Source organism: Tenacibaculum sp. 190524A02b (assembly GCF_964036645.1).
In the GTDB taxonomy this organism is placed as follows: Bacteria; Bacteroidota; Bacteroidia; order Flavobacteriales; family Flavobacteriaceae; genus Polaribacter; species Polaribacter vairaonense.
This window is the reverse complement of sequence record NZ_OZ038525.1, coordinates 2,435,451-2,459,572: the sequence shown is the minus strand read 5'-3', so window position 1 is coordinate 2,459,572 and position 24,122 is coordinate 2,435,451. Positions and strand designations below refer to the sequence as shown.

Sequence of the window (24,122 nt, the reverse complement as noted above, 5' to 3'; positions counted from 1 at the left end):
GTGTTATTCTTTAAAATTTATTTTCTAGAAAGAAGAAAATAAACTATCTATTTTCTCACGCTCTTCGGCAGCTAAAGCAGCGTCAACTAAAATACGTCCACTATGCTCATCAATAGTAATTTTTTTACGATTAGCTATTTCCAACTGTACTTGAGGAGGAATGGTAAAAAAAGATCCACCAGCAGCTCCACGTTCAATAGAAACAACTGCTAAACCATTTTTTACTTTATTACGAATTCTATTGTAAGCAGTTAACAAATGACGATCTATAGATTGAGAGAACTCTTCAGACTTTTCTTTTAATAATTGTTCTTCTTTTTCTGTTTCTTTTAAAATAGCGTCAAGCTCATTTTTTTTGTGCTTTAAATGAGACTCTTGTTTAGTTAATTTACCTTTGGTTCCAGAAATAACCTCATTTTTCTGAGCTATTTTTGCTTTATACTCTTTAATTCTTTTCTCAGATAATTGAATTTCTAATTCTTGATATTCAATTTCTTTTGATAAAGAATCAAACTCACGGTTATTACGAACGTTTTTTTGTTGTTCAGTATATTTAGTTATTAAAGCTTTTGATTCAGTAATAGCTTGTTTTTTATTAGAAATATCTGTTTCTAAGTTACTAACATCAGAGGCTAGGTTAGAAAGTCTGGTGTTTAATCCGGCAACTTCATCTTCTAAATCGTTAACTTCTAGAGGTAATTCACCACGAACGTTTCTAATTTCATCAATTCGAGAATCGATTAACTGTAAGTCATACAGTGCTCTTAATTTCTCTTCTACCGTTACGTCTTTTTTTGCCATCTTTTAAATATAGTGTATTGGATTCGTACTTTCTTCGCTTAAAATAATTGCAAAAGTACTAAATTTTTTGCTAAGATAATCAACCAAAAGGTTTTTTGTAAATTGTTCACTCTCATAATGTCCAACATCAGCTAAAAGTATTTTACCTTCAGCTTTAAAAAACTCATGATACTTGAAATCAGCACTAATATAAGCGTCTGCATTAGATTTTATGGCATTATTAATAGCAAAACTTCCTGAGCCTCCTAGTACAGCTACTTTTTTTATAGGTTTATTTATAAATTCAGAATGCCTTACACAATCTGTTTTAAATATTTTCTTTACTAGTTTTAAAAAGCTTATTTCATCTAAAGAACTTTCTAATTCACCAATCATTCCCATTCCTACATTTTGATTAGCATTGTTTAGTGTTACTATTTCATAGGCAACTTCTTCATAAGGGTGTTCTTTTAATAAAGTAGCTACTATTTTACTTTCTAGGTAACCATCGAAAGTTATAGAAATACAAGTTTCTTCTTCAAACATTAAATCTCCTTTTTTCCCAATAGTTGGATTAGAATTCTCATTTCCTCTATAACTACCTTTTCCAACTATATTGAAAGAACAATTATCGTAATTACCAATATTTCCAGCACCAGCATCAAAAAGAACATTTCTCAATGTGTTAGCTTTTGACGTGGGAACATAAGTAGTTAGTTTTTTTATGATTCCTTTTTTAGGGATTAATGTCTTTAAGTTTTGCAGCCCTAAAATTTCACTCATTTTGGCTGAAACACCATTTTTTACATTATCTAAAGCAGTATGTGTAGCATAAATAGCAATATTGTTTTGAATAGCTTTCAAAACTACTCTTTCTACATAATTATTCCCATTAAGCTTTTTTAAACCGCTAAAAATAATTGGATGAAAGCTAATTATTAGATTGCAATTTTTTTCAATAGCTTCATATATCGTTTTTTCTAAGGTATCTAACGTTACTAAAACTCCAGTTACTTCGGTTGTATATTCACCTATTAACAAGCCTACATTATCAAAATCTTCAGCATAAGGAAGAGGAGCAAGCTTTTCTATGTAGTTTGTAATTTCTCGTATTTTCATGGTATACTTTATAAGAGTAAAATGAAGTATCAAAGTTAAGATTTTTAATTACTTTCGTTCTAATGAAATTTATTCGATTTTTACTATTCCCAATTGCCTTGGTGTATGACTTAGTAACAACAATTCGTAATTTGTTATATGATTACAATATTTTCAAGGAAAATAAATTTGAGATACCAATTATAGCTGTAGGAAACTTGAGTGTTGGAGGAACAGGTAAGTCTCCCCAAATTGAATATTTAATTCGTTTGTTAAAAAATGATTACAGAGTTGCTACACTAAGTAGAGGTTATAAACGAAAAACAGAAGGATTCTTACTAGTTAATAATAAACATTCTGTTGAAGATGTAGGAGACGAGCCTTTACAGTTTTATAAAAAATATGGTAAAGAAATTAAAGTAGCCGTTGATGCAAATAGAACAAATGGGATAAATAAGTTGTTAAGATTACCAGAAAAGCCTGAAGTAATTTTATTAGATGATGCATTTCAACATAGGAAAGTAAAAGCAGGTTTTTATATACTATTAACTAAGTTTGATGATTTATTTGTAGATGATTTTATATTACCAACAGGTAATTTAAGAGAAGGTAGGAGAGGTGCTAAAAGGGCAAATATGATAATTATAACAAAATGTCCTAATAATTTATCAGAAGATTTAAAACAAACTATAATAAAAAAAATAAAGCCACTAAAACACCAACAAGTATATTTTACAGGTATATTATATGAAGAAAACATAAATGGAAAAAAAGAAATACTAGTTGATAAATTAAAAAATAAAGAGTTACTATTAATAACAGGAATAGCCAATCCCAAACCATTATTGGATTTTTTAACTTTAAAAGAAATTAAGTTTAAACATTTGCCATTTCCAGACCATTATAATTTTACACAAGCTGACATTGAAAAAATTATAAAGAAATATGATGCTATTAAAGGAAATGAAAAAATCCTTTTAACTACAGAAAAAGATTTTGTTAGACTAGAAAATAAAATAGATAATTTATATTACCTAAGTATAGAAAGTGTTTTTTTAGAAAAACAAAATGAATTTAATAGTTTAATAAACAGTTATGTTAATAGATAAAGTTGTAAATTTGGTATTGTTTTTGATAACTATAAATAGTTGAAAATAGTCTGAAATGAAGAAAGTAATTCTAACTCTTGTTCTATTAATTAGTACTTCATTGGTAACTTCACAAGAAGTTGAAAATAGTTTAATTAATATAAATTGGGAATCAACTTACACTAATGCTTTAGCTAAAGCTGCAAAAGAAAATAAACCACTATTGATATACTTTACAGGTTCAGATTGGTGTGGGCCTTGTATTAGGTTAGATAAAGAGTTATTTCATACCTTAAAATTTAAGGAGTATGCAGATAAAAATTTAATTTTATATATGGCGAATTTTCCTAGAAATAAAGATTTGGTAACTAATGCAGCTAGAATAGAAAATGAAAAACTAAAAAATAAATATAAAAACTCTTTTCCTATGGTTTTAGTAATTGATAAAAATGAAAAAACATTAGGAGAGAAGAGAGGAACTTATTTGACTGATTATTATTATCCCTTTTTTGAAACAGTAGTGAATAAATATTATAAAAAAAATCCGAAGTATTAGCTTCGGATTTTTTATACAATATCATCTCCAAAAATAGCTTTAGCTTCTTGGGAAATTTGTTTTATATCTTGTTCATCTTTTTTAGGGCATATTAACAAAACATCCTCTTTTTCTACAATGATAAAATCGCTTAAACCTTGAATAATTACCTTTTTACCATTTTGGGTTCTAACCATATTCCCATTAGCATCTTTAAATATAGTTTGAGCTCCTACAATAGCATTTTGCTGCTCATTTTTATCAAGCTTATTATATAATGATCCCCAAGTGCCTAAATCATTCCACCCAAAATTAACGGGTAAAACATGTACATTGTTAGCACGCTCCATAATTCCAAAATCAATTGAAATGTTTTCACAAGCTTCATAATTCTTTAAAATAAAGTCATGTTCATTATCGGTATTATATTCTGTGCTATTCATTATAGTAAACATTTCAGGTAAGTGTTCTTTAAAAGCGTTTAAAACACTTTTAACAGACCAAATGAATATTCCAGCATTCCAAAGATAGTCACCGCTAGCTAAAAAAGTTTTAGCCTTTTCTAAATTAGGTTTTTCAGTAAAGTTTTTTACTTTTTTAATAGTTCCTTCTTCTTTATCAAATTGTATATATCCATAACCAGTATTAGGAAAATCGGGTTGAATACCTAATGTCATAAGAATGTCTTCCTTTTCACAAGCTTTGAAAGAAGTTTCAATACTATTTAAAAAATTAGTTTCATTTTCTATCCAATGATCAGATGGTGCTACTAACATGATTCCATCAGGATTTTGATTATAAATCTTTAAGGCAGCATACAAAATACATGGAGCGGTATTACGCATAGCTGGCTCTAATAGCAGCTGGTTTTTATTTAGTTTAGGTAACTGTTCTAAAACTAAGTTTTCGTAAAGTTCATTGGTAGCAATTAAAACATTACTTAAGGGAATAAGTTGATTAATTCTTTGAAAGGTTTTCTGAATTAATGACTCACCAGTTCCTAGCATATCATGGAATTGTTTTGGAAACTGCTTTGTGCTTACAGGCCAAAACCGAGACCCAACACCACCAGCCATAATTACAGCGTAATAATTAGTATTCATATTTTATGTTTTTAAGCTACTCAATAAGTAGTACTTCTGCATTTTGATTGAAAAGATACACGCGTTTGTTGTTTAGATTTAAGCATTCATAACGTGTTCTTCGTTTACTTCCTCTTTTATATAACGTATTTTTAAACTGAAAAATACTTCCGTTTGGGACTTCAAAGATAAAATTCTTTCCTGACTCAGCCATACCGCCTCGCAAAGCTAATGATAATTTTACATCAGTATCAGTACTAGCTTTAGGGTTTTTTAAATAATTAGCTAGAAAAGGTAATATTTCTAAAGGGTATATTTCGGGTTTTAAAAAAGGAAGCATTAAATGTTGAAAAACTGTTTTCCATTCTTTTCCATGGGGTTGAACTCTTCCAAATTTTTGATACGTAACATGGTGTGCTATTTCATGAACTAAAGTTAATAAAAACTGATATGGATTTAAATTGTTATTAACAGTAATAAGCATTTTTCCATTAGGTAATCTACGAAAATCACCATGTTTGGTTTGACGTTGTCCAACTACTTTTAAATTTATTTGATGTTGTTGAATTAAATATTCAGCAAGAGGGACAGCTTTTTCAGGAATGTATTTTTTTAATGACAAATTATTTTTTAGTTATGGGGTTGTGCTAGATACTTGTAAAACTTTTCCATTATAAAACTTATTACCTGTTAAAGAAAAGTTGAAAATATAATCAGCCATTTCTTTAGCTGAAGTAGGAGCAATATAACCAGGGAAAGCTTCTTCTAGCATTTCTGTTTGAACAGCACCAAGAGCTAAAACATTAAAAGAAATTCCAGCTTCTTTATATTCTTCAGCAAGTAATTCAGAAAGTGTAATAACAGCTCCTTTAGCAGAACTATAAGCTGCCAAACCAGGAAACTTTATACTTCCTTGGATACCTCCCATACTACTTATGGTTACAACATGGCTTCCTTTGGTCATAAAAGGAAGTATATTTTTAGTTAATTCCGCTACGGCAAAAACATTTACTTTATAGACCTCTTCAAAATCAGATTTAGTTAAACCTGAAAAAGGTTTGTTTATTAATTTACCAGCATTGTTGATTAGAATATCAACCTTAGGCCAATTGTTTTTGACAAAGGTAGAAGCTTTTTCTATGTCAGAATCAGAGGCTAAATCTACTGAAATAGCTGTAATATTAGGATGATTAATAGTAAGTAAAGATTCTGTATTTCTAGATAAAGCTAAAACTTGATGTCCTTCTTTTGCAAATTGTTGAGCCAATTCAAAACCAATACCTCTACTTGTTCCAGTTATTATAATATGTTTAGTCATTTTGTTCTGTAATATCTTCTTTGTGGATGTATTGATATAGTTCAATCCACATTTGTTTTAAACGTTTATTTTCTATTTTATGATTTTGTTGTTCGGCTATTTTTGTAGAATATTCAATTCTGTCTTTAAGTTCTGGATGACTACTAAAGTAAGTAGGAGTGTCAAAATTACTATGCTCTTTTAATAACTGAAATAGTTGAGGCATTCCATTAAGGTCTAAATGGTTATTCCGAATAGTTTCTATGCCGTATATATCAGCTTCTTTTTCCAATTCTCTAGAATATGACAGTTGAGAAAATAAATGAGCATTATCAGCAAGAATAGCAGTAACACTATTAACATCTCCAAAAAGGGTAGAAATAAATACAGTGCTTGCAATAGTTCTTGACAGGTTTTTTAAAGCATGCCTGTTTTCTATATGGGAAACTTCATGACCAATTAAAGCAGCTAATTGATGTTCAGTTTTTATTTTGTCTAATAATCCTGAATGAACTATAATTTTTCCACCGGAAATAGCATAAGCATTTAATTCTTCATTGTTTGATACATAGATTTTTATAGGAAAATTACTTTTTATTTCCAACTGATCAACAAAGTCTTGTAGCTTTTTTGTTTTTTTATCATTTATATCTAGGTCATTTGAGAGTAGATTAAAAACGTATTCACCAAAGCTGACAACATTTTGTTTACTCAAATTGGTTGTGAAGTTAACCGCAACAGCTGGTATAATATACATATGCATAGCTAAAGCAAATGAAAAAATAATAACAAGTATTACGGCTATAGATTTATGAATTGATTTATGTAAAAAAGTATCTAGTTTGCCATTTAAATTTGAACCTTCATTATTCCTAATATATTCTATAAAATTGAGGTCTTTACTTTCTACTTTTTGAAAAGGAAATGTTTTACCATATGTAAATGTGACAATATCTCCAGTATAAACTTCAGATCTCTTTATTTTTGAGATTTGCCACACAATTTGATTATAGTTTCCTAGTTCATCACTATAGCCAATTTCCCAAGTGTTTAATCTTATTGAGAGTGAAGCTTTATTAGATTTAGAGCTTTTGCCATCAAAAAAAACAACATTGTAGGACATTAAAGAAGGTCTAAGTCTAAAAAGTCTAAATAATCATCACCACTTGCGTCATCATAATCATCATAAGAAGCTTGTTGAATTGTATCAGTATCTAACCCTTCTTCAATTTCTAAAAAACTAAAAACAAACTTAAAGGTTCTAACGGCTACCCATGGTGTGGCAATACCAAAAGTAAAAATAATTAAAAGAAAATTAACTACCATTAACTCAAACACATCTCCAGGTTTCATGTTTAATTTAAAATTAACTTTCTTCCCATCTTGAGTTACCTCAGTATTATCAGCATAAAACTTCCATAGGTTTTTAATGTACCAAAAAGAATAAATCCCTAATGTAATGTATACCAATAAAACAAACTTTAAATTTATCCAAAAAAGAGTTTCACCTTTACCTTTAAAATCAAATGAAAGATTTCCAAATCGTAAATGACTAAGAATATATTTTCTAATTTCAACTTGAAACCAAGCTCCATAGATACCTAAAGTTAGTATAGTTAAAAGTGTACCGGTTATACATTTCCAGAATAATTCCATTCTATCTCCTAAATATTTAAAATGAATTCCTTTCCAAGAACTCCTTGAAGAACGGTAACGTGCAGCTCCATGTATAGCAAATGGGATTAAAATAATAAAAATTAAGTAGAAGAGTCCTAATACAGAAAACACAATTGTTTGATTATGCGATTGAACACCATATAATAGAAATGCATAAAGAATAAAAAAAATAGCGTAAACTTTGATAAAACCTTTAAAAACTTCCTTTCCTGTTCCATGAAAAGTGAATCTAGAGTCACCTAATTCAGTGGATTGATAGTGGTATTTTAGTAATTCTACTTTAGCCCAAGGATAGTATAGTCCTAAGGTAATTATTGTTAGAAAAATATTTTTAAAATAAATAAGAGCGAATTCTGATCCCTTACCCCAATATTTAAACTTTTTCTTTTCTGTATTAAGTCCTGATATTATTTCCATGCAAAAATTAAAGTTAATTTAGGCAGCAAAATTACTGATTTTATTTTAGAAGAAGTGAGTGGTTAAAGTAGTAAGAAATAAAGTTTTGTATATTACGTAAGTTTATGTTGTTTTTTTTGACTAACCATTAAACCATAGAAAGTTATGAGATATTTGTTTTTACTAGTTTTGATGATAAATCTTTCGTGTTCGAATGAAAAAGAAAGTGGGATTATCAATGATTTTAATAACGAAAATAATCAATGGTTAGTTGATGAGAGCTTGGTGAAAGAGGGAGCTCCATTTGAACTTATAGATTCACCTAAATTTAAGAAGCCTTCCGAATTTGATACTGTATCTGATAATGAATTGGTTTTAATGTTTAGTAATAAAGGAAAGATAAGAGTATTCCCTTATATATATTTAAATTATTCAGAAGTTGTTAATGATGAAATAGAAGGACTTAAATATGTTGCTAGTTATTGTCCGCAAACTAAAAGTGGCATTTGTTTTCAAAAAAACATTAATGGTAAGGAGTTTAATATGTTTGCCTCTGGTTATTTGTACAAAGATAATTTGGTGTTGACAAGTAAAGAAGATGATAAAACTTTTTGGTCGCAAATGTTGGTGTCAGGAATAAAGGGTAATGACTTAAGTTTAGGTATTAAGGATGTTTTTTCTATTGAAACTACATGGAAGACTGTAAAAAAATATTTTCCTGAAGCTGACGTTTATTATCATAATTTATTAAAAAAAGAAGCAAAACTTTATTCATATGAAAGTGTTTCTAATGCTGGTTCAAAAAAATATTTAGGTATTATTAGTGAAGGAATTGAAAGAAAAGTTGAGTTGTTTTCTTTTACTGATTTTAATAAAACTAAAATTAAAAAGACTAATGTAAATGGAAGAGAGGTTGTTGTTTATGGAGATATTGATAAGGAGGTCTTTTCTGTATTTTATATACCATCAGGTAGTAATTTGAAAGTGGTAAACAATTTCCCAATTATTTTGAGTGATGAAAGAGGTAATGAATGGAATATTTTTGGAGAAGCTATTACAGGATCTAACATAGGTAGTCGTTTAACTTCTCCAAGTTTTTATACTGCCGATTTATGGGCATGGAATTGTTTTTTTAAAGATGAAGTTACTCAGAATCCATAGGGAATAAAGAGTTAAAGTAATCAATCATTTTTAAAAAATCACTTTCCTTGCCGTAAGACAATTTATTCTTTTGGATATAAGAAAGTATGAGTTCTTTTTTGTCTGAAAACAAATTGTTTATACTAGATTTTTTGAGTTTAATTTTTTTTAAAGATTGTATATCATCTTTATATATATATAATTTAGTGACTTTTATATATTCAGCAGGTTTTACTTGTTGGTTAGTCATCTTATTGATAACTGCTTTTTTTAATTTTCCTGAATAATTTTTTAACAGGTTAATTTTTCCATGACAAACCTCTTCGTAAAATTTATCATTTATATCAATGAAAGATTTTTTACCTATAATTACTTTTTTTAAATTTTGATATATATATACACTATCATTTGATATTTTTGATAAAAATTTTTCTTCATCTAAATCAAAATTTAGGTTTTTAATGATATATCTTTTATCTGAATGTGATATTATTGTTGATGTATTATTCCAGTGGTCATAGAGATAAAAAGAACCTTTAACACCTTTAAAAACATCCATTTTATTATATGTTCTAACATTGGTGTTTTGGAGACTACCTCCAATCATTTGTGGATTAAAGAACATTGGCCTTTGGATTTCAGCTTTAGGGCTTTGACTAGCAAGTGTTAGTTTACCTCCTTGTGACTTAGCAGTAAGAGTGTAAATAAAAAATGTTAAATAAATTAGCTTTTTCATAATTAGAAGTTGTTAAGTTAATGTTTATAATTGTTTTTATTTTAGTTTATTATACTGCTTGAAAATTTTAACGATATCACTTTCCTTTTTAAAAGATAATCGATTTTCTTTAGTGTATTTTTTTATTGTATTCTTATGTGTTGACATTAATTTTAAGATAGAAGCTTTTTTAAGTTTCAGTTCTTTTAACTGATCGTTTTTATATAAATAAAAATATTCCTCAGTTTTAACAAATTCAGCAGCTTTAATTTGTTGATTTGTCATTTTGTTAAAAATAGGTTTTTTTAATTTTCCAGAGTGTTTTTTATAAAGGTTTAATTTTTTACCATTAACTAATTGTTCATAAAAACCGCTTTCTAGCTTGACAAAAAGAAAGTTATTCATTTTTACACTTTTTATGTTTTGAAAAACATAAACACTGTCTTTGGATAATTTAGCTATAAAAGTACCATCATTTAAGTTGTAGTTAAGGTTGGCAATTGTGAATTTTTTATTTGTTTCAGAAGTAATTGTAGATTTGTTATACCAATTTTTAAAGAGATATATAGAGCCTTTAATATTTTCATAGCCATTTAGGGAATTTGAATTAATTGTATTGTTTTGATAAGTGCCACCAATCATTTGGGGATTAAAATTCATATTCTCAACTTGTGCAAAAGTTGGTGCAGAAATTATGAGTGTTAATAGACATATAATAGTTAAAGCTTTCATTTGTGTAGTATTGTTTTGATAAATATAAAAAAAAACTACCTTTTATTGTAAAAGGTAGTTTAATATTATAAAATTGCTTACAATGTAGATTATTTATCCCACCATAATTTAGTAAATAAACCATCAGCTCCTTGTGTAGCAACTGCAGCATCATAATTAGCCTTATTTTGACTTGGTTCTGTAGAAGGGTAACCATGTCTTGTAGGTATTTGATTTGTACCATTCAAAGCATCAACAGCTGGAGTTAATACTGGGTAATCTAATCTTCTCCACTCAGCCCAAGCTTCATATGGTTGATAGAAAAGAGCTAACCATTTTTGTTCAGCTATTTGGTTCATTGCATTACCAGCATTATAAACTACATCAGTTTCAGCTAAATATGCAGTAGCATCAGCAGTTGTAACTCCCCATTGTTCCATAGATGCTTTAATACCATCTTCATAAAAAGTTTTAGCATCGCCAGAGATCCAACCAAGAGTAACAGCTTCTGCTTTGTTAAAAGCTATCTGAGCATATGTAAACATAGGTAGATTGGTTTCAGATTCTTTGATTAATGTATTATTCATAAAAGAAACCGCTGTATTAGGAACAGTACCAGCTCCAGCCCATCCATAACGTAAACCTACAAATGTACCAGTATCAGCAGCAGGCTGCCCGAATTTTGGTAAACGAGGATCATTTAAAGCTTGCATTCTGTTAACTAAAACATCACTTAAACATTCGTCCTCTCTACCTGCATCTACGTAATCATCTTGATATGGATTATCGAATTGATCATCTGCGATACAAGGAAACATAATGTTTTCACTTACAGAAGCAATAGCACCAGACATAGCTTCGTTAAATTTAGTTGCAGCATAATCACCTGAGTTAGGATATACTTTAGCTAAGCGAATAGCCATATTCATTTTAAAAGTATTAGCAAACTTCTTCCATTTGGCCATATCTCCTCCAAAGAAAATATCACCAGAAGGTCCTGCGCCTCCATCCATTTGAGCTAATGCTGCATCTACTTCTTTAAATAAATCTTTATAGATAAATTCTTGAGTGTCATACTTAGGATTAGGATTATCAATACCTCCTAAAGCTTCAGTATAAGGTAACATACCCCATCTATCGGTCATCCACTGATAATAATAAGCTTTTAAAATTCTAGCTACAGCTATTTGATTGGCATTAGAACCAAAAGAAATCATTTCTGCAGGTGTATCGGTGTTTGCATCAATAATTGTTTGTAGCCCTAAAATAGACTTGTTATATACATTTACATTACCTTGTTGCAAGGTACCACTTCCAACAATATTCCAACCAAAATTAATAGTCTGGTATCTAGATTCCTCAGTATATTGAGTTTGAGACAAGTGCTGTACATATAAGGAAGGGGTAGCTGTACCTGATAAACTTAATGCTCCAACTAATTTTGATTGAGCAGAAGTAAGTAACGAAGAAGGTACAGTAGTTGATGGGTTATTTAAGTTATCATCAGTGTTACCAAAATCATATGTATCACAACTATAGCCTAATGCTAATATAGAAGCAAGAGCTAAAGTTTTTATTACGTTTTTTTTCATTTTTTTCTAAATTTTGAATTAAAATTTAACTTTAATATTCATACCAAAAGTTCTGCTACTTGGTAACTGACCACCTTCAACCCATCTGTATCCTTCTCCAACTCCAGATCCTCCATTTGAATCTTCTATTTCAGAAGGGTCTATGCCATCTATTTCAGAATAAATTAACCATAAGTTATTTGCAAAGAAATTAACAGTAAGACTTTCTATAGGTGTGTTTTGGAATACTTTTTCTCCAAAAGTATAACCTAGTGATAATTGTCTTAATTTAACATAAGAAGCATCATGAATCCATCTTTCATGTAATGCAAATAAACTATTCCAGTATGTTTTTGCATTTACATAGTAAGAAACTGGGCTTCCAGAAGTAGAATCTACTCCTTCTACAAGTACACCTCCTGTATTGTTAGAAGTATTAGAAGTAGGTAAGTTAGTATAAGGATCGCCACTGCCATCAACAATAGTACCATCTGCAGCAACTAAAGCATCTCTTACAGGGTTTCCTATAGCATTGTCTCCTACAGTTCCAGCGCCTAAACCAGCGTAATGGTTGAACATATCGGTAACAGAGAAAAATTTCCCACCTTTTTGGAAGTCAATACTAAATGATAAGTTAATTCCTTTGTAGTTAAAAGAGTTTGTAAAACCACCAGTAAAATCGGGTAATAAGTTCCCTAAATATTGATTTTGATCGAATTGAATTTGACCAGAAGTGTTTAATAACATATTTCCGTTAGCATCTCTCTTAATTTTTCTACCATAGAAGGCTCCCCATTCATCACCAACTCTGGCTTCTAAAGATAAACCTCTCCATGAAGTAACTAATACATCTGTCTCAATTGCTTCGCCTGTTTTTGGGTTAACATATAATTCATCAACTGTTCTCTTTAGTGTAGAAAAGTTAATTCCTGTATCCCATCTAAAGTTCTCGTTTTTCACAGGTGTACCAGTTAAAGCTACTTCTATACCATTAGAAGAGAATTTACCAGAGTTAACAGTAGAGGAACCAAAGCCTGTAGCAGCTGATAAAGGAACATCTATAGGTAATCCTTCATCTTTTCTATCAAAGTAAGTGAAGTCAATCCCTAATCTATTTCCGAAAAACTTTAATTCAGTACCTATTTCAAGTTCTTTTCTTGTACCTCCTTTAATTAAAGGATTAGCTTGGTTAAGTGATGGCGATAAAGATACGGTTCCATTAAATGACCCCCCCTGTTGGAATACATTTTTAGTAGCATTAATCTCAGGGAAGTCTGGAGCTTCAGCATAACCTACACGTAATTTACCAAAACTTAAAGCATCCCATTCAATTACTTTATCAAATATGAAACTTAATGATCCTCCATAAGTTAATACTCTGTTATCTTCTGGGTTAGCAGAAGAGTTCCAGTCAGATCTAAGAGTTCCATCTAAAAATAACATATCATCATATCCAAATGAAGCAGTAGCAAATAAACCTCTGTTCTTTTGATTTTCTTCGAATCTAGTATAAACAGGTCTGTCTTTTGAGGTAGCAACACTGTAGATGCCAGGAATTGTTAATCCTCCACTCGATTCTCCGTCAAGATACCTTTCTTGGTCAGTTCTTAGTTCTGTACCAATAGAGGCAGTTACATCAAATTTATCTGTAATATCCTTATTGTAAGTTGCCATTGCAAAGAATTCTGTAGAAGAACGTGTCGTTTCTCTTTCTTCAAATTTAGTTTGATTTAAACCTCCAAAGGCAACTCTTTCATTTCTTTTGTAAACGTTAACAGTTCTTCTTGCTTCTGCATTTATGGTAATATTATCAGTTATTTTGTAGTTTAAACCGATATTTCCAAAAGTTGCATTCTTAAACTGTAAATTTAAGTTTTGATTAGTTACAAAATATGGAGAGTCCCAATATTGAGGAGTTAAATCTGAAGTACTTTTTATGTTCCAAGTGTAAAACTTCCCGTTTTGGAAATAATTATCTCTTAATCGGTTCATGTCTACTTGTCTCTGGAACCATTGGTTAAAGTTTGAAGCAACACCATTGTATCTACCTACAGGGTCATTAGTAGTTTCTCTATATTGGTAGTTAATATTAGTATAAATTTGTATCTTATCTGATAAGTCAAAGCTAGCACTTGTACTTATTTGAGTTAAATCTCTTTCTGAGTTAGGTACAATACCTTCAATGTTAACATTTCTTAAGATAGTTTTAATATTGTATCCATCACCTCCTTTGGTAAAGGTTAAACTCGTGTTAGTAGTGAAACCAGTTTCAAAAAAGTTTCTTACATTATCTGGATTGGCAGACCAAGGTCTTAATTCTCCATATTCAGCAGATCCTGGAATCCAACTGTCCCAATGTCTAACTAGTCTTCCATCTAACTTAGGTCCCCAAGATTCGTCAGCAGCATAATTGGGAATTAATTGACCATTTTCAGTTCTAAATGTTTGTGAATACCCTCCTCCATACTCATTTTGGTACTCTGGTAAGATATAAACATTGGACATTTGTAAAGATTGGTCTAAAATAAATTGAGCTTTACCTCCTTTAGCTCTTTTGGTTGTAATTACTACAACACCATTTTTACCAATAGGTCCATATAAAGCTGTAGCACCACTACCTTTTAAAACGTTTAATGTTTCGATGTCATCAACATTAATATCTCCTGAGTTGTCAATTTTAACACCGTCTACAACATATAATAAGTCACTTTCACCTCTTAAACGAATTAAAGCATTTCCAAAACCAGAACTAGGGGCACCCAATAATTGAACACCAGCTACTTTACCTGCAATAGAATTGTTTACATCAACTTCTCTTGTTTGAGCTAATTGCTCTCCTTTAACCTGTTGTTGAGCAAAACCTAAACTTTTAGCTTCTCTCTTAATACCTAAAGCGGTAACAACAACTTCATCTAAAACGTTATCGCCTTCCATCGTAACACTTATTGTGTTCGAAGTACCTACATTTCTCTCGGTAGTTTTCATTCCTACAAAACTAAAAACAAGCACGTCACCTGTTTTAGCTTTAATAGAATATTTTCCGTCAAAATCAGTTTCTGTTCCCTGTGAAGTCCCTTTCTTTAACACAGTCACTCCAGGTAAAGGCCCAGACTCGTCGGAAACAGTACCTGAAATTGTTTTTTCTTGCGCAAAAGTTATTTGCACAACAAACGCTAATAAAAGCGTTAAAATTCCATTAAACTTTGTTTTCATTGTGTAATTGTTTGAATTAATTGCTTCAAAAGTCTTAAATAAAACTTAAAAAAACAACTAATTTGTTAACTAATTATTAAATAATTGTATTAAGCCTTAGAGGTTTTTAACAAAATTTTTAATAGAAGTATCTGTATGTTAAAGTTTTAAAAATAGTTAAGTATTCTAATAGATAAAAAAGAGTTGTTAAAATTAAAATTTGTTAATTTTCTCTTTCCAATTGAATACTCTATGTTGATTAATGTGTTTTTAATCAATTGCTTGTATCCTAGTCCTATAGAGGTTTGTTGGTCGTTGTTGGAGATTCCATAGTCAATAAATCCATAGATAATGTTTGTAGGGGTTATTGAGTATAGGTAATCGATGTTTGCAAATGAATATTTTGAAGTAAATATACTTTGGTCTCTAAAGCCTCTAATAGAATTAGTTCCTCCAATTCTAAATAACTCGTTAATGAGCAGGTTTTTTGAGTTTAAATATGCAGATTCGTTTTTTAGATGTATATGATTTTTTTGTGAAAATGTTAATAAATAACTAATGTTTATGCTTGTTTTTAATTGGTTTGTAGTTAGTTTGTTAGAGGTGCGTTGGCCAAACTGTGAATGTGTTTTAAAGAAAAAAACATCAGGAGAGACAATTGGGGTTTGATTGTTAGGGGTTGAATATTCATAACCTAAACCAACAAAATAACTATTATAGGAATAAAGGTTGATATTTGTTTGGTTAGTTAAGGTGTTGTTTGATTCATTTTGAGTGTATGTTAAACAGATGTTTGAGTTTGTATTTAAGTTGTATTTAAATTGATTTTTAAATTTTGTGTTTAGAAAACTAGAGTCTTGTTTGAAGATTTCAAATGAAGTTTTTAGACTGATTGGGGAATTGAAAATATACGGTATATTGGTTGTTAAGGAAAAAGAGGTGTTTTGGTTTTGGGTTGAGTTCCAGTTTAACTTTAAGGTTTCGCCAGTGTTTAAAAGGTTTTGTAATTGTAGATTAATATAGCCATTAAACTGGATTTTTTTACTGTTTTCTTCAGAATTGAAATTTATGATACCATCAAAAAAATTCTTGTTCTTTTTTTTAAGGTACAAATATAATAGTGTAGAATCTTTACTGAATAAGATTTCTGGCTTTTTTAAAGAAGTGACAAAGTCCAGTTTATCTATTTTGTTTTTAAGTATACTGAGTTTGGGTTTAGATACTAAGGTGTTGTTGTCTAGTTTTAGATAGTGTTTTGTGTAAGATTTAGGGAAGTTTTTGTACCCTTTAATTATAATTCTATCTATAAAACGTTTTTTAGAGTCTGTGATTTTTAAATAAGCAAATAAACTATCTTTTTTTAGATTAATATTTTGGAGCTTTAATTCAGAAAAAGAATTTCCACTAGCGTCTAGTTTTTCGGTTTCAGATTTTAAAAAAGAGTTAAGTTGGTTAATTGGAAAGGTTGTTTTTTTATTATTGAGTGTATATATTGTTACGTGTTTTATTCTTTGATTAAGTTTAAAAGAGTAGGAGAAAACAGAATCTGTTTTTGTTAACTTATAGTCAGGGTAAAAAAAACCATTATGATTAAGTTGTTTTAAAACTATTTCTAATTCATTTTTTAGATTGTTTTCCGATGAATGCCTTTTTTTAAAGTTGATTTTTTTTAGAAAAATGTTTTCAATACTATCTTTAGATGTAATTCTTAGATTAAGATTCTGAGATAATGCGGTTTTTGAGATGATTGTAAAGTAAAAAAAGAAAAGTAATATTTTAATAAGTTCTCTCAAGGTGCGTGTTTTAGGGCTAAAGTACACTAATTATTAGTTTAGTGTAATGAAAATATTATGTTCTTTAAAAATAACTAGTTGATATTTGAATAATTAGAAAAATGTCGTACATTTGCGCACTCTTAAATAATTAAGAGTTTATTATAGTACAAACGAAAAATAGTAATTAATTAGTATGCCAACTATTCAACAATTAGTTCGTAAAGGAAGAGCCAAAATAACTAAGAAGAGTAAATCGGCTGCTTTAACGGGATGTCCTCAGAGACGTGGAGTTTGTACGCGTGTATACACAACAACACCAAAGAAACCTAATTCAGCAATGCGTAAAGTAGCGCGTGTTAGGTTAACAAATGGTAATGAGATTAACGCGTATATTCCAGGTGAGGGGCACAACCTACAAGAGCACTCGATAGTATTAGTTAGAGGTGGAAGGGTAAAAGATTTACCAGGTGTTAAATATCACATTGTTCGTGGTGCTTTAGATACTGCAGGTGTTGAGGGAAGAACTCAACGTAGATCTAAATACGGAGCAAAACGCCCAAAAGACAAAAAGTAAAAAATAATTAGTAACCTTTTTTAATGTAAAGACATGAGGAAAAGAAGAGCTAAAAAAAGAGTTTTGTTACCGGATCCAAGATTTAATGATCAATTAGTAACTCGTTTTGTGAATAACTTAATGTGGGACGGTAAAAAATCTGTAGCATTCAAAGTATTTTACGATGCAATTGATATCGTAAACGAAAAAAAGACTGACGAAGAAAAGTCGGCTTTAGAAATATGGAAAGACGGATTGTCAAATGTAATGCCGCACGTAGAAGTACGTTCTCGTCGTGTTGGTGGAGCAACTTTCCAAATCCCAATGCAAATTCGCCCAGACCGTAAGGTTTCTATGGCAATTAAGTGGATGATTTCGTATGCGCGTAAGCGTAACGAAAAAACAATGGCACAACGTTTAGCTTCTGAAATTTTAGCAGCTGCTAAAGAAGAAGGTGCTGCTGTTAAAAAGAGAGTAGATACTCACAAAATGGCTGAAGCAAACAAAGCATTCTCACACTTTAGATTTTAATAACCATGGGTAGAGATTTAAAATTTACAAGAAATATTGGTATTGCAGCGCATATTGATGCGGGTAAAACTACAACAACTGAGCGTATATTATACTATACAGGTGTAAGTCATAAAATTGGTGAGGTACATGATGGTGCCGCTACAATGGACTGGATGGAGCAAGAGCAAGAAAGAGGTATTACAATTACTTCTGCAGCTACCACTTGTGAGTGGAAGTTCCCAACAGAAAATGGACAGCCAACTAATGAAACTAAAGGATATCATTTTAATATTATTGATACTCCAGGTCACGTTGATTTTACTGTGGAGGTAAACCGTTCTTTAAGAGTTCTTGATGGTTTAGTATTCTTATTTAGTGCAGTTGATGGTGTTGAACCTCAATCTGAAACTAACTGGAGATTAGCTGATAACTATAAAGTACCTCGTATTGGTTTTGTAAATAAAATGGATCGTCAAGGGTCTAATTTTATGGCTGTATGTCAACAAGTAAAAGATATGTTAGGGTCTAATGCAGTACCAATTGTAATGAATATTGGTGATGAGGCAGATTTTAAAGGTATCGTTGATTTAGTGAAGAACCGTGCTATTGTATGGCATGATGAAACACAAGGGTCTACTTTTGATATTATCGATATCCCAGAAGATTTAAAAGAAGAAGCTGCTGAATTACGTGGTAAACTTATTGAAGAAGTTGCTGCTTATGATGAGAATCTTTTAGAGAAATTTATGGAAGATGAGAATTCTATTACAGAAGAAGAAGTACACGCTGCTCTTCGTGCTGCTGTAATGGATATGTCTATCATTCCTATGATTTGTGGTTCAGCTTTCAAAAATAAAGGAGTTCAGTTTTTATTAGATGCAGTATGTCGTTATTTACCTTCACCGGTTGATAAAGATGCTATTGTTGGTACTGACCCTAATACAGGAGACGAGGTTTCTCGTAAACCAGATGCAAAAGAGCCTTTCTCTGCATTAGCATTTAAAATTGCTACAGATCCTTTCGTAGGACGTTTAGCATTTTTCCGTGCGTATTCAGGACGTTTAGATGCAGGTTCTTATGTGTTAAATAATCGTTCAGGTAAAAAAGAGCGTATTTCACGTATCTATCAAATGCATTCTAATAAACAAAATGCTATAGAGTATATCGAAGCAGGTGATATTGGAGCGGCTGTAGGATTTAAATCTATCAAAACAGGTGATACTTTATCTGATGAGAAAAATCCAATTGTTTTAGAATCTATGGACTTCCCAGATCCAGTAATTGGTATTGCAGTGGAGCCAAAAACTAAAGCAGATGTAGATAAATTAGGTATTGCTTTAGGTAAGTTAGCTGAAGAGGATCCTACATTTACTGTAAGAACTGATGAAGCTTCAGGTCAAACAATTATTTCTGGAATGGGTGAGTTACACCTTGATATTATTGTAGATCGTTTAAAGCGTGAGTTCAAGGTTGAAGTAAATGAAGGTCAACCACAAGTAGAATACAAAGAAGCTATTACAGCTGCTGCAGAGCACAGAGAAGTTTACAAGAAGCAATCTGGTGGTCGTGGTAAGTTTGCTGATATTGTATTTACAATGGAGCCAGCGGACGAAGGTGTTCAAGGTTTACAATTTGAATCTGTGATTAAAGGAGGTAACGTACCTAAAGAATTTGTACCTTCTGTAGAAAAAGGATTCAAAGAAGCAATGAAAAATGGTCCTTTAGCTGGATACGAAATGGATTCAATGAAGATTACCTTAAGAGATGGATCTTTCCACCCGGTAGATTCTGATCAATTATCTTTCGAGTTAGCTGCAAAAATGGGTTATAAAGCTGCTGCAAAAGCTGCAAAAGCTAAAATAATGGAACCATTAATGAAGTTAGAAGTGTTAACTCCTGAGGAGAACATGGGAGATATTGTTGGGGATTTAAATAGAAGACGTGGTCAAGTTTCAGACATGAGTGATCGTGCAGGTTCTAAAGTTGTAAAAGCATTAGTGCCATTATCTGAAATGTTTGGTTATGTTACAGCTTTAAGAACAATGTCTTCTGGTAGAGCAACATCTACAATGGAGTTTTCTCACTATGCAGAAACACCATCAAATGTTTCAGAAGAAGTAATCGCTAACGCTAAAGGTTAATTAAGATGAGTCAAAAAATTAGAATAAAATTAAAATCTTACGATTACAATTTAGTAGACAAATCTGCTGAAAAAATCGTAAAGACAGTAAAAAGTACTGGAGCGGTTGTTAACGGACCAATTCCATTACCAACTCATAAAAAGATTTTTACAGTATTACGTTCACCACACGTAAACAAAAAATCAAGAGAGCAATTTCAATTATCAGCTTACAAGCGTTTATTAGACATTTATAGTTCTTCTTCAAAGACTATTGATGCTTTAATGAAACTTGAATTACCAAGCGGTGTTGAAGTAGAGATTAAAGTGTAAGTATTATCAAACACTATATAATTTAAAAGGCTTTTTTACTAATGTAAAAAAGCCTTTTTTATGTGTTTAATTTTTAATGAAAGTATAAGAATTTGATAGTATTTGTAGGTATAACACTAAGGAGGTGATTTTGCTTTTTTAACTAATAAAATAGATAAAGTGTAATAAATCAGATAAATAATCGATGTTGTTTTGGTTAAGTCTAATTTTTTTTATACTTTCGCAGTCCGAAAATCAAAGTAGTAAGTAATTATTTTACATTGATATAAGGAAAACATGTCCGGAGGGTTTCGCAAAGGAAAAACGGTAAAACACTAATAGTTAGGAGCTAAAACCGTGTTTTACGCTCTTTTTTTTGTAAGGTCTACAAGGAGAAAAACGAAACATTTGTTTCAAATAAATAATTATTAATTGACGCGCTGAGTTAAAAAACTTAATCGTCAGAAAACTAACAAATATGTCTGGGTTAATAGGAAGAAAAGTAGGAATGACCAGCTTATTCGATGAAAATGGAAAGAATATTCCATGTACAGTTATCGAAGCAGGTCCTTGCGTAGTTACCCAAGTCAGAACCGAAGAGGTTGATGGCTATAACGCTTTACAACTTGGTTTCGATGACAAAAAAGAAAAAAGCTCTAATAAAGCTTTAGATGGTCACTTTAAAAAAGCTGGTACATCTGCAAAGAAAAGAGTTGTTGAATTTCAAGGTTTTGATGAAGAGTATAAATTAGGAGATGCTCTTACTGTTGAAATTTTTACTGAAGGAGAATTCGTAGATGTTTCTGGGACTTCTAAAGGTAAAGGTTTTCAAGGGGTTGTTAAACGTCATGGATTTGCTGGAGTTGGACAAGCAACTCACGGTCAGCATAACCGTTTAAGAGCGCCAGGGTCTATTGGTGCAGCTTCTTATCCTGCAAGAGTATTCAAAGGAATGCGTATGGCAGGACGTATGGGAGGTGACAAAGTTAAAGTTCAAAATTTAAGAGTGTTAAAAGTAGTTCCAGAAAAGAATCTTTTAGTTGTTAAAGGAGCAGTTCCAGGGCATAAAAACTCTTATGTAACTATCGAGAAATAATGAAAGTAGCAGTATTAGATATTACAGGAAAAGATACTGGTAGAAAAGTTGAACTTTCTAGCGAAGTATTCGGTATTGAGCCAAATGATCATGCAATCTATTTAGATGTAAAGCAATATTTGGCTAATCAAAGACAAGGAACTCACAAAGCTAAAGAAAGAGCTGAAATAACTGGTAGTACAAGAAAGATTAAAAAGCAAAAAGGTACAGGTACTGCACGTGCTGGAAGTATCAAGTCTCCAGTTTTTAGAGGTGGTGGACGTATCTTCGGTCCAAGACCAAGAAGTTATTCTTTCAAATTAAACAAAAACTTAAAGCGCTTAGCTCGTAAGTCAGCTTTGAGTATTCAAGCAAAAGATAATAATTTAGTAGTTGTTGAAGATTTCAATTTTGAAGCTCCAAAAACTAAAGAATTTATTAATGTATTAAAAGCTTTAGAATTAGATACAAAGAAGTCATTATTTGTTTTAGGTAATGAAAGTAAAAATGTTTACTTATCTTCTCGTAACTTAAAAAAATCTAAAGTAGTAGGTGCTTCAGGAATAAACACATACAATGTGTTAAATGCAAATAAAATTGTAATAGCTGAAAGCTCTTTAGAAGGAATTGAATCTAATTTAAGTAAATAGGCTAGGAAATGAGTATTTTAATTAAACCTATTATTACGGAAAAAGCTACAAACGATAGCGAAGTATTTAATCGTTATGCATTTGTTGTAAATAAAAGAGCTAACAAATTAGAAATCAAAGGTGCTGTTGAAGCAGCTTATGGTGTAGCAGTTGACTCTGTAAGAACTATGAATCATCCAGCAGAAAGAAAAACTAAATACACTAAAAAAGGTTTAGTTTCTGGATTAACTAGTGGTTACAAGAAAGCAATTGTACAGTTAGCAGAAGGTGAAACAATTGATTTTTATAACAATCTTTAAGAAAAGACAGAATGTCAGTTAGAAAATTAAAACCAATAACACCAGGTCAGCGTTTTAGAGTTGTAAATGGGTTCGACACCATTACTACTGATAAGCCGGAGAAATCATTATTAGCTCCGAAAAAACGATCTGGAGGTCGAAACAATCAGGGAAGAATGACTACTCGTAACATAGGAGGAGGTCATAAGCAAAAATACCGTATTATTGATTTCAAAAGAAATAAAGAAGGTATCCCTGCAACAGTAAAAACTATTGAGTATGATCCAAATCGTACTGCATTTATTGCATTAGTAGTTTATGCTGATGGAGAAAAACGTTATGTAATTGCACAAAACGGATTAAAAGTAGGACAAAAAATCGTTTCAGGTAAAGAAGCTACTCCAGATGTTGGAAATGCTATGTACTTAAGCGATATTCCTTTAGGAACTACTATATCATGTATCGAATTACACCCAGGTCAAGGAGCAGTTATGGCTCGTTCAGCTGGATCTTTTGCGCAATTAATGGCAAGAGATGGTAAGTACGCTACTGTAAAATTACCTTCAGGTGAAACAAGGTTAATCTTATTAACTTGTAAAGCTACTGTAGGAGTTGTATCTAACTCAGATCACCAGTTATTAGTTTCAGGTAAAGCAGGTAGAAGTAGATGGTTAGGTAGAAGACCAAGAACTAACGCTGTAAGAATGAACCCAGTTGATCACCCAATGGGTGGTGGTGAAGGACGTTCTTCAGGAGGTCACCCAAGATCTAGAAACGGTATTCCAGCTAAAGGATTTAAGACTAGATCTAAAACAAAAGCTAGTAACAAGTATATTATAGAACGTAGAAAGAAATAATAAATCATGGCAAGATCATTAAAAAAAGGACCTTACGTTCACTATAAGTTAGAGAAAAAAGTGTTAGCTAACGTTGAATCTGGTAGTAAATCAGTTATCAAAACTTGGTCTAGAGCAAGTATGATTACTCCTGATTTCGTAGGTCAAACAATTGCTGTTCATAATGGACGTCAGTTTGTACCAGTTTACGTTACTGAAAACATGGTAGGTCATAAATTAGGAGAATTTTCACCAACACGTTCATTCCGTGGACACGCAGGTGCAAAAAATAAAGGTAAAAAATAGTAGGAAATTATGGGAAGTCGTAAACATAAAATGGCAACGCAGTTAAAGGAAGCTAGAAAGCAAAGAGCTTTCGCAAAGCTTACTAACTGTCCTACATCACCAAGAAAAATGCGCTTGGTAGCAGACTTAGTAAGAGGAGTAGAGGTTGAAAAAGCTTTACAAATCTTAAAATTCAGCCCAAAAGAAGCATCTCGTAACTTAGAAAAGTTATTATTATCAGCTATTGCTAACTGGCAAGCTAAAAACGAAGATGCAAGTATTGAAGACGCTGGGTTATTTGTAAAATCAATCTGTGTAGATAGCGCAGGGATGTTAAAAAGATTAAGACCAGCTCCACAAGGGCGTGCGCATAGAATTAGAAAACGTTCTAATCACGTAACTTTAGAGTTAGGAGCTAAAAATAACAGTAATTAATCAAAGTAG

At 31.1% G+C, this 24,122-nt stretch carries 25 protein-coding genes; 13 read left to right on the top strand and 12 right to left on the bottom strand.

Going from position 1 to position 24,122, the window contains the following annotated elements:
- Positions 1-24: 24 nt before the first annotated feature.
- Both ABNT65_RS10020 and ABNT65_RS10015 read right to left on the bottom strand, forming a co-directional pair.
- Entirely contained in the window at positions 25-801 is a 777-nt protein-coding gene (locus ABNT65_RS10020) for a hypothetical protein (RefSeq protein WP_348704335.1), read from the bottom strand.
- 3 nt (positions 802-804) lie between these two features.
- The gene (locus ABNT65_RS10015; protein WP_348747786.1) at positions 805-1,899 is read right to left on the bottom strand and encodes a Nif3-like dinuclear metal center hexameric protein; all 1,095 of its coding nucleotides are present in this window, start codon (positions 1,897-1,899) and stop codon (positions 805-807) included.
- Between the two features lie 62 nt (positions 1,900-1,961).
- Between ABNT65_RS10015 and lpxK the strand changes: the two genes are divergently transcribed.
- Together lpxK and ABNT65_RS10005 are read left to right on the top strand one after the other, a co-directional pair.
- Positions 1,962-2,987 carry a tetraacyldisaccharide 4'-kinase gene (gene lpxK / locus ABNT65_RS10010; protein WP_348704337.1) on the top strand — a complete coding sequence of 342 codons (1,026 nt, stop codon included), beginning with the start codon at positions 1,962-1,964 and terminating at the stop codon, positions 2,985-2,987.
- A gap of 55 nt (positions 2,988-3,042) precedes the next feature.
- Positions 3,043-3,522, top strand: a complete 480-nt coding sequence (locus ABNT65_RS10005) for a thioredoxin family protein (RefSeq protein ID WP_348737965.1) — start codon at positions 3,043-3,045, stop codon at positions 3,520-3,522.
- 11 nt (positions 3,523-3,533) lie between these two features.
- Here the strand turns inward: ABNT65_RS10005 and ABNT65_RS10000 are convergent, their stop codons facing one another.
- The 5 genes from ABNT65_RS10000 to ABNT65_RS09980 are packed head-to-tail and all read right to left on the bottom strand — an operon-like array spanning position 3,534 to position 7,974.
- A complete protein-coding gene (locus tag ABNT65_RS10000) occupies positions 3,534-4,604 on the bottom strand; it encodes a mannose-1-phosphate guanylyltransferase (protein WP_348737966.1) in 1,071 nt (356 codons plus the stop codon).
- Positions 4,605-4,620: 16 nt separating this feature from the next.
- Positions 4,621-5,205 (bottom strand): SprT-like domain-containing protein, encoded by a 585-nt coding sequence (locus tag ABNT65_RS09995; protein ID WP_348747785.1) that lies wholly within the window; start codon positions 5,203-5,205, stop codon positions 4,621-4,623.
- Between the two features lie 12 nt (positions 5,206-5,217).
- Positions 5,218-5,901 carry an SDR family oxidoreductase gene (locus tag ABNT65_RS09990; RefSeq protein WP_348747784.1) on the bottom strand — a complete coding sequence of 228 codons (684 nt, stop codon included), beginning with the start codon at positions 5,899-5,901 and terminating at the stop codon, positions 5,218-5,220.
- Positions 5,894-7,003 carry a M48 family metallopeptidase gene (locus ABNT65_RS09985; protein WP_348747783.1) on the bottom strand — a complete coding sequence of 370 codons (1,110 nt, stop codon included), beginning with the start codon at positions 7,001-7,003 and terminating at the stop codon, positions 5,894-5,896. The genes ABNT65_RS09990 and ABNT65_RS09985 overlap by 8 nt, the downstream gene beginning before the upstream one ends.
- On the bottom strand, positions 7,003-7,974 hold the full coding sequence (locus tag ABNT65_RS09980; protein ID WP_348704343.1) for a YjgN family protein: 972 nt from the start codon (positions 7,972-7,974) through the stop codon (positions 7,003-7,005). Before ABNT65_RS09980 ends, ABNT65_RS09985 begins: the two co-directional genes overlap by 1 nt.
- A gap of 144 nt (positions 7,975-8,118) precedes the next feature.
- Here ABNT65_RS09980 and ABNT65_RS09975 point away from each other — a divergent pair, with 144 nt between their 5' ends.
- Positions 8,119-9,114: a DUF3179 domain-containing (seleno)protein gene (locus ABNT65_RS09975; protein ID WP_348747782.1), complete on the top strand. Its 996-nt coding sequence runs from the start codon at positions 8,119-8,121 to the stop codon at positions 9,112-9,114.
- On the opposite strand, the gene ABNT65_RS09970 is transcribed toward ABNT65_RS09975, so the two are convergent.
- The 5 genes from ABNT65_RS09970 to ABNT65_RS09950 all read right to left on the bottom strand — a co-directional run bounded on the left by ABNT65_RS09970 (position 9,098) and on the right by ABNT65_RS09950 (position 17,075).
- Positions 9,098-9,829, bottom strand: coding sequence for a hypothetical protein (locus tag ABNT65_RS09970; protein ID WP_348747781.1), 732 nt, complete (start codon positions 9,827-9,829; stop codon positions 9,098-9,100). The genes ABNT65_RS09975 and ABNT65_RS09970 overlap by 17 nt on opposite strands.
- Before the next feature lie 36 nt (positions 9,830-9,865).
- Positions 9,866-10,540 (bottom strand): hypothetical protein, encoded by a 675-nt coding sequence (locus ABNT65_RS09965; RefSeq protein WP_348747780.1) that lies wholly within the window; start codon positions 10,538-10,540, stop codon positions 9,866-9,868.
- A gap of 89 nt (positions 10,541-10,629) precedes the next feature.
- Positions 10,630-12,111 carry a SusD/RagB family nutrient-binding outer membrane lipoprotein gene (locus ABNT65_RS09960; RefSeq protein ID WP_348737974.1) on the bottom strand — a complete coding sequence of 494 codons (1,482 nt, stop codon included), beginning with the start codon at positions 12,109-12,111 and terminating at the stop codon, positions 10,630-10,632.
- 18 nt (positions 12,112-12,129) lie between these two features.
- Positions 12,130-15,303 (bottom strand): SusC/RagA family TonB-linked outer membrane protein, encoded by a 3,174-nt coding sequence (locus ABNT65_RS09955; RefSeq protein ID WP_348737975.1) that lies wholly within the window; start codon positions 15,301-15,303, stop codon positions 12,130-12,132.
- Positions 15,304-15,449: 146 nt separating this feature from the next.
- Entirely contained in the window at positions 15,450-17,075 is a 1,626-nt protein-coding gene (locus tag ABNT65_RS09950) for a BamA/TamA family outer membrane protein (RefSeq protein ID WP_348747779.1), read from the bottom strand.
- Positions 17,076-17,250: 175 nt separating this feature from the next.
- Between ABNT65_RS09950 and rpsL the strand changes: the two genes are divergently transcribed.
- The 10 genes from rpsL (at position 17,251) to rplV (ending at position 24,113) form a co-directional block, all read left to right on the top strand.
- Positions 17,251-17,631: a 30S ribosomal protein S12 gene (gene rpsL, locus ABNT65_RS09945; protein WP_348704347.1), complete on the top strand. Its 381-nt coding sequence runs from the start codon at positions 17,251-17,253 to the stop codon at positions 17,629-17,631.
- Between the two features lie 33 nt (positions 17,632-17,664).
- Positions 17,665-18,141 (top strand): 30S ribosomal protein S7, encoded by a 477-nt coding sequence (rpsG, locus tag ABNT65_RS09940; RefSeq protein WP_348704348.1) that lies wholly within the window; start codon positions 17,665-17,667, stop codon positions 18,139-18,141.
- A gap of 5 nt (positions 18,142-18,146) precedes the next feature.
- On the top strand, positions 18,147-20,264 hold the full coding sequence (fusA, locus tag ABNT65_RS09935) for an elongation factor G (protein WP_348704349.1): 2,118 nt from the start codon (positions 18,147-18,149) through the stop codon (positions 20,262-20,264).
- A gap of 5 nt (positions 20,265-20,269) precedes the next feature.
- Complete coding sequence (rpsJ, locus tag ABNT65_RS09930; protein WP_075342599.1) at positions 20,270-20,575, top strand: 30S ribosomal protein S10; 306 nt, start codon at positions 20,270-20,272, stop codon at positions 20,573-20,575.
- A 457-nt stretch (positions 20,576-21,032) separates the two neighbouring features.
- The gene (rplC, locus tag ABNT65_RS09925; protein ID WP_348704350.1) at positions 21,033-21,650 is read left to right on the top strand and encodes a 50S ribosomal protein L3; all 618 of its coding nucleotides are present in this window, start codon (positions 21,033-21,035) and stop codon (positions 21,648-21,650) included.
- The gene (rplD, locus tag ABNT65_RS09920; protein WP_348704351.1) at positions 21,650-22,279 is read left to right on the top strand and encodes a 50S ribosomal protein L4; all 630 of its coding nucleotides are present in this window, start codon (positions 21,650-21,652) and stop codon (positions 22,277-22,279) included. The genes rplC and rplD overlap by 1 nt, the downstream gene beginning before the upstream one ends.
- 8 nt (positions 22,280-22,287) lie before the next feature.
- Positions 22,288-22,578, top strand: a complete 291-nt coding sequence (rplW, locus tag ABNT65_RS09915; protein ID WP_348704352.1) for a 50S ribosomal protein L23 — start codon at positions 22,288-22,290, stop codon at positions 22,576-22,578.
- An 11-nt stretch (positions 22,579-22,589) separates the two neighbouring features.
- Positions 22,590-23,414: a 50S ribosomal protein L2 gene (gene rplB / locus ABNT65_RS09910; RefSeq protein WP_348704353.1), complete on the top strand. Its 825-nt coding sequence runs from the start codon at positions 22,590-22,592 to the stop codon at positions 23,412-23,414.
- A gap of 6 nt (positions 23,415-23,420) precedes the next feature.
- Entirely contained in the window at positions 23,421-23,699 is a 279-nt protein-coding gene (gene rpsS / locus ABNT65_RS09905) for a 30S ribosomal protein S19 (RefSeq protein ID WP_105004307.1), read from the top strand.
- Positions 23,700-23,708: 9 nt separating this feature from the next.
- Entirely contained in the window at positions 23,709-24,113 is a 405-nt protein-coding gene (rplV, locus tag ABNT65_RS09900) for a 50S ribosomal protein L22 (protein ID WP_348704354.1), read from the top strand.
- Positions 24,114-24,122 lie beyond the last annotated feature (9 nt).